At 61.1% G+C, this 16,493-nt stretch carries 15 protein-coding genes; 11 read left to right on the top strand and 4 right to left on the bottom strand.

Annotated elements, in window-relative coordinates; genetic code table 11:
- Positions 1-34: 34 nt before the first annotated feature.
- Complete coding sequence (locus ACR1XV_RS17650) at positions 35-1,261, bottom strand: argininosuccinate synthase (protein WP_480533732.1); 1,227 nt, start codon at positions 1,259-1,261, stop codon at positions 35-37.
- Between the two features lie 141 nt (positions 1,262-1,402).
- Here ACR1XV_RS17650 and ACR1XV_RS17645 point away from each other — a divergent pair, with 141 nt between their 5' ends.
- A complete protein-coding gene (locus tag ACR1XV_RS17645; protein WP_480533730.1) occupies positions 1,403-2,170 on the top strand; it encodes a hypothetical protein in 768 nt (255 codons plus the stop codon).
- Positions 2,171-2,228: 58 nt separating this feature from the next.
- Positions 2,229-3,455 carry a threonine ammonia-lyase IlvA gene (ilvA, locus tag ACR1XV_RS17640; protein WP_480533728.1) on the top strand — a complete coding sequence of 409 codons (1,227 nt, stop codon included), beginning with the start codon at positions 2,229-2,231 and terminating at the stop codon, positions 3,453-3,455.
- Here the strand turns inward: ilvA and ACR1XV_RS17635 are convergent.
- On the bottom strand, positions 3,452-3,781 hold the full coding sequence (locus ACR1XV_RS17635; RefSeq protein ID WP_480533726.1) for an Hpt domain-containing protein: 330 nt from the start codon (positions 3,779-3,781) through the stop codon (positions 3,452-3,454). The two genes, ilvA and ACR1XV_RS17635, sit on opposite strands and share 4 nt — an antisense overlap.
- A gap of 144 nt (positions 3,782-3,925) precedes the next feature.
- Between ACR1XV_RS17635 and ACR1XV_RS17630 the strand changes: the two genes are divergently transcribed.
- The gene (locus ACR1XV_RS17630; RefSeq protein ID WP_480533724.1) at positions 3,926-5,200 is read left to right on the top strand and encodes a PP2C family protein-serine/threonine phosphatase; all 1,275 of its coding nucleotides are present in this window, start codon (positions 3,926-3,928) and stop codon (positions 5,198-5,200) included.
- Here the strand turns inward: ACR1XV_RS17630 and ACR1XV_RS17625 are convergent.
- A complete protein-coding gene (locus ACR1XV_RS17625; protein WP_480533722.1) occupies positions 5,197-5,640 on the bottom strand; it encodes an NUDIX hydrolase in 444 nt (147 codons plus the stop codon). The genes ACR1XV_RS17630 and ACR1XV_RS17625 overlap by 4 nt on opposite strands.
- 77 nt (positions 5,641-5,717) lie before the next feature.
- Between ACR1XV_RS17625 and hslO the strand changes: the two genes are divergently transcribed.
- From hslO to ACR1XV_RS17585, 8 genes are all read left to right on the top strand, one after another.
- Entirely contained in the window at positions 5,718-6,704 is a 987-nt protein-coding gene (gene hslO, locus ACR1XV_RS17620; protein WP_480533720.1) for an Hsp33 family molecular chaperone HslO, read from the top strand.
- Positions 6,694-7,293 carry a CoA pyrophosphatase gene (locus ACR1XV_RS17615; protein WP_480533718.1) on the top strand — a complete coding sequence of 200 codons (600 nt, stop codon included), beginning with the start codon at positions 6,694-6,696 and terminating at the stop codon, positions 7,291-7,293. Before hslO ends, ACR1XV_RS17615 begins: the two co-directional genes overlap by 11 nt.
- Complete coding sequence (locus ACR1XV_RS17610) at positions 7,290-8,444, top strand: CCA tRNA nucleotidyltransferase (RefSeq protein WP_480533716.1); 1,155 nt, start codon at positions 7,290-7,292, stop codon at positions 8,442-8,444. The genes ACR1XV_RS17615 and ACR1XV_RS17610 overlap by 4 nt, the downstream gene beginning before the upstream one ends.
- Positions 8,445-8,635: 191 nt before the next feature.
- A complete protein-coding gene (locus tag ACR1XV_RS17605) occupies positions 8,636-10,474 on the top strand; it encodes an ABC transporter ATP-binding protein (RefSeq protein WP_480533714.1) in 1,839 nt (612 codons plus the stop codon).
- Positions 10,471-12,303 carry an ABC transporter ATP-binding protein gene (locus tag ACR1XV_RS17600; RefSeq protein ID WP_480533712.1) on the top strand — a complete coding sequence of 611 codons (1,833 nt, stop codon included), beginning with the start codon at positions 10,471-10,473 and terminating at the stop codon, positions 12,301-12,303. Before ACR1XV_RS17605 ends, ACR1XV_RS17600 begins: the two co-directional genes overlap by 4 nt.
- 138 nt (positions 12,304-12,441) lie before the next feature.
- Entirely contained in the window at positions 12,442-13,671 is a 1,230-nt protein-coding gene (locus tag ACR1XV_RS17595) for a class I SAM-dependent RNA methyltransferase (protein ID WP_480533710.1), read from the top strand.
- Between the two features lie 14 nt (positions 13,672-13,685).
- Positions 13,686-14,471 (top strand): ion transporter, encoded by a 786-nt coding sequence (locus tag ACR1XV_RS17590; RefSeq protein WP_480533708.1) that lies wholly within the window; start codon positions 13,686-13,688, stop codon positions 14,469-14,471.
- A 63-nt stretch (positions 14,472-14,534) separates the two neighbouring features.
- Entirely contained in the window at positions 14,535-15,053 is a 519-nt protein-coding gene (locus tag ACR1XV_RS17585) for a L,D-transpeptidase family protein (RefSeq protein WP_480533706.1), read from the top strand.
- Here the strand turns inward: ACR1XV_RS17585 and ACR1XV_RS17580 are convergent, their stop codons facing one another.
- The gene (locus tag ACR1XV_RS17580; RefSeq protein ID WP_480533704.1) at positions 15,054-16,487 is read right to left on the bottom strand and encodes a nodulation protein NodH; all 1,434 of its coding nucleotides are present in this window, start codon (positions 16,485-16,487) and stop codon (positions 15,054-15,056) included.
- Positions 16,488-16,493 lie beyond the last annotated feature (6 nt).

Below are 16,493 nucleotides of genomic sequence, written 5' to 3'. Positions count from 1 at the left end.
GGACGCCGGGCCTTTGATTGATTGAATGGACCGATTACTTGGCCAGCCGTTTGTCGCGGGCGGCCAGCAGTTTCAGGCGCAGCGCGTTCAGCTGGATGAAACCGGCGGCATCTTTCTGATCGTAGGCCCCGGCATCGTCTTCAAAGGTCACATGGGCCTCGGAATACAGCGAATGATCGGACCAGCGCCCGACGGTCGATGCCAGACCTTTATACAGCTTCACCCGGACGGTGCCCGTCACATGCTCTTGCGACTTGTCGATGGCGGCCTGCAGCATCTCGCGCTCGGGCGAGTACCAGAAACCGTTATAGATCAGCTCGGCATATTGCGGCATCAGCTGGTCCTTCAGGTGCATTGCACCGCGGTCCATGGTGATGGATTCGATGGCGCGATGCGCTTCCAGCAGGATGGTGCCGCCGGGGGTTTCATAGATGCCGCGGGATTTCATACCCACGAACCGGCCCTCGACCAGATCCAGCCGCCCGACGCCGTGGCGACCGCCATATTCGTTCAGACGGGTCAGCAGGGTGGCGGGGCTGAGTGCTTCGCCATTGATGCTGACGGCGTCGCCCTTCTCAAAGCCGATTTCGATGAATTCCGGCGTGTCGGGCGCATCTTCGGGATGGACGGTGCGCTGATAGACATAATCGGGCGCCATATCAGCGGGGTCTTCCAGCACTTTGCCTTCCGACGAGGTGTGCAGCAGATTTGCATCGACCGAGAACGGAGCCTCGCCACGCTTGTCCTTGGCAATCGGAATCTGATGCGCCTCGGCCCATTCGATCAGGCGGGTCCGGCTGGTCAGATCCCATTCGCGCCACGGCGCGATCACCTTGATATCGGGTTCCAGCGCATAGGCGGCCAGTTCGAACCGGACCTGATCATTGCCCTTGCCGGTCGCGCCATGCGCTACCGCATCGGCTCCGGTGGCATGGGCGATATCGACCAGATGTTTCGAGATCAGCGGCCGCGCGATCGAGGTGCCCAGCAGGTACAGCCCCTCATACAGCGCATTGGCGCGGAACATCGGGAAGACGAAATCGCGGACGAACTCTTCACGGATGTCCTCGATATAGATGTTCTCGGGCTTGATACCCAGCATCTCGGCCTTTTCGCGCGCCGGTTCCAGCTCCTCGCCCTGACCCAGATCGGCGGTAAAGGTGATGACTTCACAGCCGTATTCGCTTTGCAGCCATTTCAGAATGATCGAGGTATCGAGGCCACCGGAATAGGCCAGAACAACTTTCTTGGGCGCGGACATCTGACTTCCTTTATGCGTAGAACGCTAGGCCCCTAGCGGGTTTTGGCCTTGGGGGCAAGTTATCAGCGTTGACCCGGCCTGCGAATTGGGATGAAACGGTGGGATAGAGAACACGGACCGATTGAAAAGGGCAGATTTCAGATGCTGGGCTGGAAAATTTTTGCGCATTCCCTGCGGATGGTATTTGGGAACATCACGCAGGTTCTGCAGATTACTGTGGGCCCGGCATTGATCGCCACGCTGGTCATCGTCGGGCTGTTTCTGGCGCTGGGCCTGCCCATGGATGTCTTCACCGATGACACAAGCAATCTGCCGGCGGATTTGTCGCCGGGCACGGTCATCATCTTCATCCTGTCGATGGTAGTGGTCATGTCGGTCGTCATGTTCTGGATCGCGGTGTCCTGGCACCGGTTCATCCTGCTCGAGGAATATCCCAGCGGTATTGTCCCGCCCTTCCGCACCGACCGTATTCTTGCCTATCTGGGCCGTGCGCTGTTGCTGGTTCTGCTGGCGATGGTGGGCTACATCCCCATCGCGCTGATTTTTGCGGTGTTGGGCCAGGCTCTTGCGATCGTGTCCGTCGTTGTATCGCTGGTCTATGGTATCTTTCTGGCGATCAGCCTGTACCGCTTGTCGATCATTCTGCCTGCGGCCGCAATCGGACATCCGATCACCCTGGGCGAGGCATGGAGCAAGACAGAAGGAATCGCCGGGACCATCGTTGTTCTGGTGATCGTGGCCATGCTGTTTCAGCTTTTGGTGCAACTTGGCTTTACCATGCTGGCCGCTGTCCCGGTTCTGGGGGTGCTGCTGTCGGTGTTTTTCGGAACGCTGATCCTGCCGATGGTCAATATCAGCATCCTGACGACCATGTACGGGATCTTCATCGAAAAGCGCGAATTGGACTAGGGTCCGCACACATATGTATTCCTTGCCCTTTCGGGCGGGATAGGCCAGTGACAGGCGCATGACTGATTTTGCAACCCGCGCCCGCGCCGCCGAACAGGCGATGCGCTCTGTCTTCCCGGCGACGCCCTTGCAGCGCAACGCCCATCTGTCCGAGCGCTACGGGGCCGATATCTGGCTGAAGCGCGAAGACCTCAGCCCGGTGCGGTCGTATAAGATCCGGGGCGCATTTAATGCCATGCGCAAGCAGCAGGGGCAGGAGCTGTTCGTGTGCGCTAGCGCGGGCAATCACGCGCAGGGCGTGGCCTATATGTGCAAGCATCTGGGCGTGAAGGGCGTGATCTTCATGCCGGTCACAACCCCTCAGCAGAAAATCCAGAAGACCCGAATCTTCGGCGGCGATAATATCGAGATCCACCTGACCGGAGACTATTTCGACGACACGCTGGCCGCTGCCCAAGCCTGGTGCGCGCAGCAGGGCGGCCATTTCCTGTCGCCCTTCGACGACACGGATGTGATCGAAGGGCAGGCCTCGCTGGCGGTTGAGATCGAAGAACAACTGGGGGCCGTGCCCGACCATGTCGTGCTGCCGGTGGGCGGCGGCGGTATGTCCTCGGGCGTGGCGACCTGGTTCGGGGACCGCAGCCATTGCCTGTTCGTCGAACCGGCGGGTGGCGCTTGCCTGCGCGCGGCGCTGGCGGCGGGGCATCCTGTGGCGCTGGATCATGTGGATACGTTTGTCGATGGCGCGGCCGTGGGCCGGATCGGAGAGAAGCCGTTCGAGCTGTTGAAATCACGCCACCTGTCGGATGTGCTGACCCTGGCCGAGGACCGCATCTGTGCCACCATGATCGAGATGCTGAATGTCGAAGGCATCGTTCTGGAACCCGCAGGCGCGCTGGCCATCGAGGCGGTGGGCGATGTGCAAAGCTTTGTGCGCGGCAAGACCGTGGTCTGTGTGACTTCGGGCGGGAATTTCGATTTCGAACGGCTGCCCGAGGTCAAGGAACGTGCGCAGCGCTATTCAGGGGTCAAGAAATACTTCATCCTGCGCCTGCCGCAGCGCCCAGGTGCGTTGAAAGAGTTCCTGAGCATCCTCGGTCCCGAGGACGATATCGCCCGGTTCGAATACATGAAGAAATCGGCGCGCAATTTCGGCTCGGTCCTGATCGGGATCGAAACCCGCAGACCCGAGAATTTCATGCGTCTGTTTGCCCAACTGGACGAGGCCGGGTTCACCTATACCGACATCACCGAAGATGAGACGCTGGCCCAGTTCGTAATCTAGCGGAGGTTTTCGGCCAGCCCGTCCTGAAACAGCGCTTTTGATTGGTCATAGGCGGCTAGTATTTCGGTCAGATCGACCGTAGCGCTTTCGCCCGCCGCCGCGCGACGCTCACCATCCTGACAGAGCTTGGAAAAGCTGTCGAACCCAAGGCTCAGCGCGCTGCCTTTCAGGAAATGCAGGTTCTGTTCCAATTCGGATCGCGCGGTATCGTTGCGCAGCTTCGCGATCACCTCCTGCACCTCGTCCAGAAAGATCTCGACCACTTCATCGAATTCATCTGCGCCGACCTCGTCGCGCAATTGCCGGACTCTGGACCAGTAAATCATGTCACCCTCTTGCGGTTGGGTTCTGCATAGCGCGGGGGCGGTAAAGATGCAGTTAAATCGCCAGCCCCGGGGGCTTTCATCAGATGTTAAACCCGCACCCCTAGCGTCGTGGCATCTTGGACGTTGAACAAATGCAGGGATTCCATGGTGCCGGACGTCAGTCAGTCAGACAGCCGGGTCGCGCCGGACTTCGGCGCGATCCGCAAGGTTCTGGTCGTGGATGACAGCCGGCTGCAGCGGCGGATCCTGGTGGCTTCGCTCAGGAAATGGGGGTTCGAGGTGCTCGAGGCCGATACCGGCGAAGCGGCGATTGATCTGTGCGCCGGAGATCCGCCCGATCTGGTCCTCAGCGACTGGGTCATGCCGGGGATGAGCGGGCTGGAATTCTGCCGGACGTTTCGCGGGCTTGAGAGCGAGCAATACAGCTATTTCATCCTGCTGACGTCAAAAAGCGAAAAGCAAGAGGTGGCGAAGGGGCTGGATGCCGGGGCCGATGACTTTCTGATCAAACCGCTTGAGGCGGATGAACTGCGCGCGCGGATCTCGGCGGGGGCGCGAATTCTGGATATGCAGCGGGAATTGTCCAAGAAAAATCGCATGATCGAGACCGCCCTGAACGAGTTGAAGCTGGCCCATGACGCCATCGACAAGGATCTGATGCAGGCCCGCAAGATCCAGGATTCTCTGGTGCCCGAGCTGATCGGCCAGTTCGGCAAGTCCCGGGTCAGCCTGTTGCTGAAACCCTGCGGCCATATCGGCGGCGATCTGGTGGGCATGTTCTCGCCCGGCGTCAACCGGCTGGGGTTTTACAGCATCGATGTGTCCGGTCACGGCATCACGTCGGCGATGATGACCGCACGGCTGGGCGGATACCTGTCCAGCACGCATTTCGACCAGAATGTCGCGATGGAGCGGCGCTTTAACAAGTTCTATGCCTTGCTGCCCCCGGAAGAGGTCGCTGCTCTGCTGAATTCCCGTCTGATCGCCGATACCGGGGTCGAGGAATATTTCACTATGGTCTATGCCATCGTCGATCTGCGCAACGGTCATGTGAAGATGGTGCAGGCCGGGCATCCGCACCCCTTGCTGCTGCGCGCTGATGGCGGGGCCGAGTTTCTGGGCGAGGGCGGTCTGCCCATCGGCCTGCTGCCGGATGTTCCGTTTCACCAGACCGAGACTTATATGCAACCCGGCGACAAGCTGCTGCTTTATTCGGACGGTTTCACCGAATGTCGCCTGAAAGACGGAAGCCTGCTGGATGAAAATGGGCTGCGCAGCATGGCCTCTGATTGCCTGACCGAGAATGTGGGGTCAGAGTTTCTGGACGATATGTTCTGGCGGCTGACGCAGGTCATGTCCCCTGAACACGGGCTCGAGGATGACGTCTCGGCCGTGTTCTTCGAATATAACAGGCCCTAAAGGCCCAGAAGGTGGCGCTGGGCGAAATGGGCGTCGCCTTCGTTGCCCAGCAGATGCACGGCGTCCGCTGTTTCCATCCACAGGGCTTCGTGAAACGGTTCGGTCGGCGGGCCGATGCGGCGCACGGGACGGGCGCGGTAGATCAGGCAGATTTTCTCGGCCCACAGATCGTATTCGGGCATATAGGTGAACCGGCGGAACGCGCCGACGCGACGGGGATCGGCGATCAGCCAGCCGGTTTCCTCGTACACTTCGCGGTGCAGGGCGGTGATTGGGGATTCGCCCGGATCAATGCCGCCGCCGGGCAGTTGCAGATCGGGGCCGGGTTCCAGCTGACAGGTCAGCAGCAGGCGGTTGCCCTGTGGCAGCAGGGAATAGACGCCCACACGCCGCGTATATCTGCGCCCGGCTTCGGGGCTTTCACCGAACCGTCTGATCATGTATGGCCCCTTTCAACACAATTTGTTCGACCTATATGGTGGCGGTATGCCAACCTGTGGCGTGTAAGGAAACCCTCATGTCTCTTGGAACCAAAATCGCGTGGGACGATACCGTCCTGCCCTTTCAACTTGATGTACCCGACATGCGTGGCCGCGTGGCTCGGCTGGATGGTGTGTTGGGCGGCATCCTGAAACAGCACGACTATCCGCAAGTGGTCGAGGCGCTGGTGGCCGAGATGGCCTTGCTGACCGCATTGATCGGGCAGACGGTTTCGCTGCGCTGGAAGCTGTCGCTGCAGGTGCAGTCCAAAGGCCCGGTGCGGATGATCGCAACCGATTACTACGCGCCGCAGGTCGAGGGTGAGCCCGCGCAAATCCGCGCCTATGCCAGCTTTGACCGGGACCGGCTGACCGACGCCGCGCCGTTTGATCAGGTGGGCGAAGGCTATTTCGCCATCATGATCGACCAGGGCGAGGGCACGCAGCCCTATCAGGGCATCACCCCGCTGGCCGGAGGATCGCTGAGCGCCTGCGCCGAGGCTTACTTTGCGCAGTCCGAACAGCTGCCCACGCGATTCTCGCTGAGCTTTGGCAAATCGACCGAACCCGGCGTCGGAGAGCATTGGCGCGCGGGCGGAATTATGTTGCAGCATATGCCCAAGGCCTCGCCCTTCGCCGCGTCCGGCGAAGGCAGCGGAGAGATTCTGACTGCCGCCGATTTGGTAGACGGGGAAGAGGGTGAGAACTGGGGCCGCGTCAACATCCTGCTGGACACCGTGGACGATCTGGAGCTGATCGGTCCGTCGATTGCGCCCACCGATCTGCTTGTGCGCTTGTTTCATGAGGAACAACCCCGCGTCTATGACGCGCAGCAGGTCCGGTTCGGTTGCACCTGTTCTGAGGATCGCGTGCGTCAAAGCCTGTCGATCTATTCGGCGCAGGATATCGCGACGATGACCACCGACGAGGGCACCGTCACCGCCGATTGCCAGTTCTGCGGCGCGCATTACGTGCTGGACCCGACCACTGTCGGGTTCGAGGCCGAAGGTCCGGATGGCGCGTGATCTGATCAGTGATTTGACGGCGGCGTTGGGCCGGGACGGTGCGGGGTCCAGCGACTTTGACCTGAACCCCGACACAGTGTTGCTTGCAGGGCGCAAACTGCGCCCTGCCGGTGTGTTAGTGCCTGTTTCGTTGGCTTATGACGCGCCCCGATTGATCCTGACAAAGCGATCATCGGCGCTGAAACACCACCCCGGTCAGATCGCTTTTCCCGGCGGCAAACAGGATGACGGGGACATGGACGTCACCGCCACCGCATTGCGCGAGGCGCAGGAAGAGATCGGCCTGCCGACCGACTTGCCACGGATCCTGGGTCACCTGCCGACCCATGAAACGGTCACGTCGTTCTCGGTCACGCCCGTGGTTGCTGTGGTGGAATCCAGTTTTGACACCGTCCCTGAACCCGGCGAGGTGGACGAGGTTTTTTCGGTCCCGCTTGCGCATGTGCTCAACCCCGAGAATTATGTTGTCGAGTCGCGCCGTTGGCGCGGCCAAAGACGATATTACTATGCCGTGCCCTATGGCCCCTATTACATCTGGGGTGCCACGGCGCGGATGCTGCGCGGGTTGGCCGCACGGATGGGCGAATGAAGCAGATCACCGAAGACTGGATTCGTGAGCCGGCAACGCAGGCGGTTTGTGCCGCGTTGACCGAAAGTGGCGCGCAGGCGTTGTTTGTGGGGGGCTGCGTGCGTAACGCGCTGCTGGGGGCTGCGGTCTCGGATATCGACATTGCAACCGATGCGCGGCCCGAACGGGTGATGGAACTGGCGCAGCAGGCCGGGTTGAAACCGATCCCCACGGGGATTGATCATGGCACGATCACTGTGGTCAGCGATGGTATCCCACACGAGGTCACTACCTTTCGCCGCGATGTCGAAACCGATGGCCGCCGGGCAGTCGTCGCGTTTTCGGACAAGGTGGAAGAGGACGCTGCGCGCCGCGACTTCACCATGAACGCTCTTTATGCTCGTCCCGATGGCACGATCCTTGACCCGCTGGACGGTTTGCCAGACCTGCAGGCGCGGCGGGTGCGGTTTATCGGCGAGGCTCAGGATCGTATCCGCGAGGACTATTTGCGGTCGCTGCGCTATTTCCGGTTTCACGCGTGGTACGGCGATGCCGAGGCCGGGTTCGACCCTGATGCATTGGCTGCAATTGCCGCAAATTTGGACGGTTTAGAGACACTTTCCCGCGAACGCGTCGGGGCCGAGATGTTGAAATTGTTGGCCGCGCCCGACCCAACACCCTCGGTTGCCGCCATGCGCAGCACCGGGGTGCTGGCGCAACTGCTACCAAGTGCAGATGACCGGGCGCTGGCCGTTCTGATCCAGCTGGAACAGGACGCCCACGCCGCGCCCGAGGCGATTCGTCGTCTGGCCGCAATCGCGCCACCGGAGGCCGCCAAAACCCTGCGCCTGAGCCGTGCGCAGCTGCAGCGTTTGACCCGAATGCGCGACGAGGCCATGGCGGCCACCAGCGTCGCGGAACTCGGCTATCGCTATGGGTCCGAAGGCGGTTTGCACGAAACCCTGCTGCGATGTGCGTTTCTGGAACAGCCATGGTCAAACGACCTTGCCGCCGCTCTGGAACAAGGGGCCGCGGCCAGTTTTCCGATCAAGGCTGCCGATCTGATCCCCGCCTTCTCAGGTCCCGCGCTGGGCGCAAAACTGGCCGAGCTTGAGGCGCGTTGGATCGCCTCGGATTTCGCGCTGAACCGCGAAGAATTGCTGGCGGATTAAGACGAAGTCTCAAAAGGGGATGACAAATCCCGCAAGTTTTGGCAGGGTGCGCCTGACTCAAACCGAGGGAGGACTGCGAATGTATTACGGGATCTGGGACAGCTAAGGCTGAACACTTGACCCGTAGGGGTGGTGTTCAGACGCCATCTTTCTTCGCATGACCTATTATCTGCTCAATCGGAGCACCCTCTATGTTTCGCTATTTCGAAAATCTTGTAGACCCTTTTGTCGCCTATGACGAAGTTGACACGCCGCCGACACGGCTGTGGCCCTTCATGCTGGAATATTCACGGCCATTTTTCCGCGTTTTTGCCTGGACCGCACTGATCTCGGTCATCGTGGCGGCGGTTGAACTTGGGCTGATCTACTATATGGGCCGCATCGTTGATCTGCTGAACGGCTCACCTGCTGAACTGTGGCAGGCGCACGGGACCGAACTGGTGCTGATCGCGCTGTTTGTTCTGTTTCTTAGGCCGCTGTTGCATGTGGTGGACGTGCTGTTGCTGAACAATGCGATCCTGCCCAATTTTGGTACGCTGATCCGCTGGCGGGCGCATAAACACGTTCTGCGTCAATCGGTTGGCTGGTTCGAGAATGACTTCGCAGGGCGCATCGCCAACCGTATCATGCAAACGCCACCCGCCGCTGGCGAGGTGGTGTTTCAGGTGTTCGACGCCATTTCCTTTGCGCTGGCCTATATGATCGGTGCGGCCATCCTGCTGATCGCAGCGGATGCGCGCCTGTTGCTGCCCCTGCTGATCTGGTTCGTGTTCTATGGCGCGCTGGTCGCATGGACGGTCAAGCGCGTGGGCCCGGCGTCGCAAGCGGCATCTGATGCACGCTCGACCGTGACGGGACGGGTTGTGGACAGCTATACCAATATCCATTCGGTCAAGATGTTCGCCCATGACACGCAGGAGATGGATTACGCGCGTGAGGCGATCGAGGAAACCCGGCGCACCTTTCAGATCGAGATGCGGATTTTCACCATCATGGATGCCGCTCTGGTCACGCTGAACGGGTTCCTGATTGTCGGCGTGTGTGGCTGGGCCATTGCTCTGTGGATGCAGGGTAGCGCATCGGTTGGGGTGGTTGCAGCAGCCACGGCGCTGACCCTGCGGCTGAACTCGATGACCGGCTGGATCATGTGGGCGCTGACCAGTTTCTTTCGCGAGCTGGGGATCGTCGCCGAGGGGATGCAGACCATCGCGCAGCCCGTCGGTTTGCTGGATGATGCAGACGCAAAGCCCTTGCGCCTGAAGAATGGTCAGATCGAAATCCGCGACCTGTCGCATCATTATGGCCGCGAAACCGGCGGGCTGGATCATGTCAGCCTGACCATCCAGCCGGGTGAAAAGATCGGCCTGATCGGGCGTTCGGGTGCAGGAAAATCGACCCTGGTTAAGCTGCTTTTGCGGTTCTATGACGTCGAGCGAGGCGCGATCCTGATCGACGGTCAGGATATTTCGAAGGTCACACAGGACAGTCTGCGCAGCCATATCGGCATGGTGCAACAGGACAGCGCCTTGCTGCACCGCTCGGTCCGGGCCAATATCCTCTATGGTCGCCCTGACGCGACCGAGGAACAGATGATCGCCGCCGCCAAGCAAGCCGAGGCGCATGACTTTATCCTTGACCTGCAGGACCCGCAGGGGCGCAAAGGCTATGATGCGCACGTGGGCGAACGCGGCGTGAAACTGTCGGGGGGTCAGCGGCAACGGGTAACGCTGGCGCGGGTGATCCTGAAGGATGCGCCGATTTTGCTGTTGGATGAAGCCACATCCGCCCTAGATTCCGAGGTCGAAGCTTCGATACAGGAAACGCTCTATGGTATGATGCAGGGGAAAACCGTGATCGCCATTGCCCACCGGCTCAGCACCATCGCGCAGATGGACCGCATTCTGGTCATGGATGGGGGCCGCATCGTGGAACAGGGCGGCCATTCCGATCTGTTGGCGCAGGGTGGGCTTTACGCCCAGTTCTGGGCGCGGCAATCTGGGGGCTTCCTGAACCCGGAGGCCGCCGAATGAGGATTGCCGACCTCATCCAACCGTTCAAAGACACCGACACGCCCCCGCCGCAAACGCTGGGGGCGTTCATTCGCTGGGCCCTATCCGGTGCATGGCCAATGTTGTTCATCGCTGCCCTGTTCTCGGCCACCGCAGGCGCAATGGAGGCCGGAACCGCGTGGATATTGGGCCGCGTCATCGATGTGGCGACGCTCGGCGGGCCGGATGCGTTTCTGACCGGCAGCAATCTGTGGATGATCCTTGGCGCAGTGGCGTTTTTCATGCTGCTGCGCCCGGTGTTCTTTGGCCTTTCAGCGTTCTCGAACAACTACGTGGTCATGCCCAATATCCCGCCGCTGGTTCTGGCCAAGCTGAATCGCTGGACGCTGGGGCAGTCGGTCACCTATTTCGACGATGATTTTGCAGGACGGATCGCGCAGAAACAGGTTCAGACCGCAACCGCGCTGACCTCGGTGGTCTCGGAAACGATCAGTGCCATTGTGTTCGCGCTGGCCTCACTTGCGGGCTCTTTGCTTTTGTTAGGGTCTATTCATCCGCTGGTGATGCTGCCCTTTGTCCTGTGGCTGAGCGTCTATTTCCTGCTGGTCCGCTGGTATCTGCCGCGCATCCGCAAACGCTCGGGCGCGCGGGCCGGGGCGCGGGCGATGGTGTCGGGGCAGATCGTGGATACGATCACCAACATCAAGACCGTCAAGCTGTTTGCCCATGCGCAACACGAGGACCAAGCCGCCCGAACTGCGCTGGTCGATCTGCGGAAAAAGGCACTGGATTTCGGTCTGCTCTCGGCCAGTTTCCGGTTCATCCTGATGACGCTGGCCGGAGTGCTGCCGGTGATGCTGATCGGCGCGACCCTGTGGCTGTGGCAGGCGGGCAATGCGACCACCGGCGATATCGTGGCGGCAGGGGCCGTGTCCGTGCGCATCTCGCAAATGACGGGCTGGGTCAGTTTTACGCTGATGGGGCTTTATGCCAATGTCGGCGAGATCGAGAACGGGATGCACACCTTGACCAAACGCGACCGTGTCGAGGACGCCGCAAATGCCGTCCCGCTTGGGGTGACGCAGGGCGAGATCGCATTCGATCACGTCAGCTTTGCCTATGGCCGGAATGTAGGTGGCGTGTCGGACCTGCATTTCACCGCCGCCCCGGGTGAGAAACTGGGCATTGTGGGTGCGTCGGGTGCTGGGAAATCGACCTTGGTTTCGTTGCTGCTCAGACTCTATGACGGGGAAAAGGGCACTATTCACATCGACGGTCAGGATGTCTCGGCGGTGACGCAGGACAGCCTGCGCCGTCAGATCGGGATGGTCACGCAGGAAACCGCGATGTTCAACCGCTCGGCGCGCGAGAACATCCTATATGGTCGTCCCGACGCGACTGAGGCCGAGATGATCGAGGCCGCCACCAAAGCCGAGGCGCATGAGTTTATCCTTGGCCTGCAGGACGCGCAGGGCCGCAAGGGTTATGACGCGCATCTGGGGGAACGGGGGGTGAAGCTTTCCGGCGGGCAGCGGCAAAGGATCGCTCTGGCCCGCGCCATCCTGAAAGACGCACCGATTCTGGTGCTGGACGAAGCCACATCGGCGCTGGATTCCGAGGTCGAGGCCTCAATCCAGGCCGCGCTGCATCGGGTGATGCAGGGTAAGACCGTGCTCGCCATCGCCCACCGCCTGTCCACGCTCAGCGAGATGGATCGGATCATCGTTCTGGATCAGGGGCATATCGTTGAAAGTGGCACGCATGAGGTGCTGTTGGAACGCGGCGGGCTTTATGCCCGGTTCTGGCACCGTCAGTCTGGCGGGTTCATTCAGGCGGAAGCAGCTGAATAAGGGGCCTTTGCGTTTCTCACAAATCAAGCATCGGAATGCGCGTTCGACCGTAGGGAGAGGCAGCGTATTTCGATCCAAAGCAAACGCAAAGGACCCAAAGGGGTTTTGTTGCGTCCAAACCCCCGGTATCAGGCCCCCATGACGCAGCACCACACCATAACCCGCCTTGGCCATCAGGGCGACGGCATCGCAGATGGCCCCGTCTATGCACCCCGCACCCTGCCGGGTGAGGTGGTCAGTGGCACGCTGCTTGGTCAAATGCTGACCGATATCCGGGTCGAAACACCCTCGGACCAGCGGGTGAAAGCACCCTGTCGCCATTACAAGGCCTGCGGTGGCTGCCAGTTGCAGCACGCAGCCGATGATTTTGTCGCCGACTGGAAAGTTGCGGTGGTGCGCAACGCGCTGGCCGCGCAGGGGCTCGATGCCCCGATGCGGCCCATTCACACCTCACCTGACCGTTCGCGCCGCCGCGCCACTATTGCCGTGCGGCGCACCAAGAAGGGCACTTTGGCCGGGTTCCACGGGCGGGCGTCCGACACGATCACCGAGATCCTCGATTGCCACCTGCTGCATCCCGACCTGATCGCCGCCATTCCGGTGGCTCAGGCGCTGGCGCTGCTGGGCGGCAGCCGCAAGGGCGTTCTGGCCGTGACGCTGACCCTGTCCGAGGTTGGTCTGGACGTGTCGGTCAAAGGAGGCAAACCACTGGACGGCCGGCTCGAACTGGCGCTGGCGCAAGCAACCGAACATCATGGCCTCGCCCGGCTGAGTTGGGAGGGGGAGGTGATCGCCATGCGCGAACCTCCGACCCAACGGTTCGGTCCTGTGGCTGTCGTACCGCCGCCGGGTGCCTTTTTGCAAGCGACTAAAGATGGAGAACAGGCTCTAAAGCAGGCCGTTTCCGAAGCGACGCAGGGCGCAAAGCGTATCGCCGATCTGTTCGCGGGCTGCGGCACCTTCTCCCTGCCGCTGGCGCAAACGGCCGAAATCCACGCGGTTGAGGGTGAGGGTGAAATGACCAAAGCCCTGGATCAGGGCTGGCGCAAGGCGCAAGGGCTGAAACAGGTCACGACCGAGACGAGGGACTTGTTCCGCCGCCCGCTGATGCCCGGCGAATTGAAAAAATTCGACGCTGTGGTCCTTGACCCGCCGCGCGCCGGGGCCGAGGCGCAGGTGAGCGAGCTGGCGCAGGCCAAACGCCCGGTGATTGCTTATGTTTCGTGCAACCCTGTGACCTTTGCCCGCGACGCAAAGACGCTGGTTAACGCGGGATACACCCTTGAATGGGTACAGGTGGTTGACCAATTTCGATGGTCGTCACACACCGAACTTGCCGCCCGGTTCGCCCTGAACCCGAAATCCTGACAGGAGACACCCGCATGGGGATCGCCCAACGCTTGCTGCCCATCATCGAAGCGCCCGCTTTCGGGAAATTCATCACCGGCGTGATCATGTTCAACGCGGTGCTGCTGGGCATGGAAACCTCGCCCACGCTGATGGAGGTTGCGGGCCCGCTGATCGTGACGCTGGACAGGCTGTGCCTTGCCATCTTTGTCGCGGAAATTGCGATGAAACTGATCGCGACGGGGCGCAGGTTCTTTACCAGCGGATGGAATATCTTTGATTTCATCATCGTGGGCATCGCGCTGGTGCCCAGCGCCGGGGCGCTGTCGGTGCTGCGGGCGCTGCGGATATTGCGGGTGCTGCGGGTGATCTCGGTTGCGCCACGCCTGCGCCGGGTGGTCGAAGGCTTCATTTCGGCCCTGCCGGGCATGGCCAGCGTGTTCCTGCTAATGGCCATCCTGTTCTATATCGGCGCGGTGATCTCGACCAAACTGTTCTCGGCCACCTTCCCCGACTGGTTCGGCGATCTGGGTCTGTCGGCCTATACGCTGTTTCAGATCATGACGCTGGAAAGCTGGTCCATGGGCATCGTCCGCCCGGTGATGGAGGTCTATCCCTACGCATGGCTGTTTTTCGTGCCCTTCATCATGGTCACCACCTTCGCCGTGGTGAACCTGCTGGTCGGTCTGATCGTGAACTCGATGCAGGACGCGCACCATGCCGAGGATGAGGTCAGAACCGACGCCTATCGCGACGAGGTGCTCGAGCGGCTGGAATCCATCGAACGCCGCCTGACCGAACAGGCGCACATCAAAAAGTGATTTCCGTTTTGGCGGGTCTGACGTAATACTTGCAAAAAAAAAGAGCAGTAGGCAGTGAAACTCATGGATCGTCGAGCATTTGGATTGGGTGCGGTGGCCACGCTGAGCCTTTCGGCATGTGCCTCAGCCAGCCCCAGATTTCTGGCTTATGATGGCCCCGAGGTGACGTCGTTGGTCATCAACAAGGGCGCGCGTAAGCTTTATCTTCTGCATAACGAGCAGATTTTGAAGGAATACAAGGTCGATCTTGGCTTTGCCCCGGCGGGCACCAAGACCAAGAAAGGCGACGGGCGCACGCCCGAGGGCACCTATCTGATCGACCGCCGCAACCCGCGCAGCCGCTATCACCTGTCGCTGGGCATTTCCTATCCCAACTCGGCGGATCGCGCGCAGGCCAAGGCGGCGGGTGTCGATCCGGGCGGTGATATCTTCATCCACGGCCAGCCCAACAAGCGCTCCGAACGGAAGCGGGCCAAGAAAACGGTGGATTGGACGGCAGGCTGCATCGCGGTCAAGAACGAAGAGATGGAAGAGATTTACGCGATGGTGAACGAGGGCACGGTCATCACCCTGCGCCCCTGATCACAGCGGCTTCCAGTCCCCAAACCCGAACAGCAGATAGTCACGCTGGTAGGCCTCGACCGCCAGCGCCTCAAGCTCGGCGTCGTAAATCTGGGCCAGAGAAAACGGTGTGTCCGCCTGCGCCGCACCCGGGGTTGCGGGGTTCGGGTGGCCCAGCTTTTGTGCAAGATCGGGCAGGGCGGTGGCGATCTCATCCTCGCGCAGGATCAGGTCGGGCAGGGTGAAACCGGCCATCCCCTCAAGCGTTTGCGCCTGACCGCACCATTCGCCATCCACACGCACGGCGGTCTGACCGGCCAGAATGCGCTGCAGCATCACCAGAAAGGCTGCAAATGCGGTGCGATGCTGGTCGAGCGTATAGCACGCCGGATCAAACGTCTCGGGGATCGGCAGCTCATACCGGCGGCGCAGCATGTTGCGAATCTTGCGATAGGCCCCTGGTCCGGTACCCAGGATGCGGGCACAGAACACCGCATGTGCCCGCGCCAGCGGATGGCGCAGAACGGTGAATTTGCGGTGACCGGGGTGGTCCAGCATCCACCTGCGCAGCTGTTTCTGATTGCGCCCGGTCAGCAGGCCGTCGGCTTCGACCCCGTCCAGATCCGCCAGCCATTGCGCCACCTCAGCCTCGGGCCCTCCGCGCACCGGCAGATACAGCAGCGGCGTCTGCGGCGCGGCAACATAGCGCGACACCGCAGGGCCCCGGTGCGGCTCAAAGCTGGGGATGTGATGCAGACCGAACCGGTCCTGATGCGACAGCGCCTGCTCCATCTCATCAGGATTGGTGACCTTTGACAGGGCGGGCGCGGGGTTCTGACGTCTGAGATGTTGGTCCAATGCCTCAAGTCGCGCGTCGACGCCCAGCCACGCGGCAAGGCCGTTCAGAACCTCAAGATCGTTGAGGTCTTCGTAGTCGATCTGAAACGCAGCCTGGCCTGTCTTTTGCAGGTGGTTCAACACGGTGTGCTGAAACTCCCGCCGTTGCGCCAGCTGATCGGCGAATTCATCGGCGTCGAACGCGACCTGCGCGTCGCGCCGCTGTTTGATATTGACCAGCTTCCACTGTTTCGTGGCTTTCGCGATCTTCCACGACAGGTAGCTGTCCAGCGGATTGCGGGTCAGCAGGATCTTGGCGCAGCGCGGATCGTCCAGAGCAGGCACCAGACCGCGCGGGTCATGGTCGCTGAAGAACCGAAACCCGTTGATCGCGCCGGGGGCGGTTCGGATCGCCTCAATCAAGCCCAGCGGATCGGCATCGCGGTCGCCTAACGTGAAGCCCAGCAGCTGATCCAGTTTCGGCAGGCCCACGAAATAGGGGTTGAATGCCTCGCCATGGCAGGTGATGCCGTCAAACGCATTCAAATGCTGTTCCAGCAGGTTCGAGCCGGTGCGCATATCGGCCAGCACGATGAAAGTGTCAAAGGCGCGGGTCATTCCGGG

The organism is Ruegeria sp. AD2(2025) (assembly GCF_056542385.1).
The sequence above is the reverse complement of the archived record's forward strand: the minus strand, read 5'-3'. Positions and strand labels throughout refer to the sequence as shown.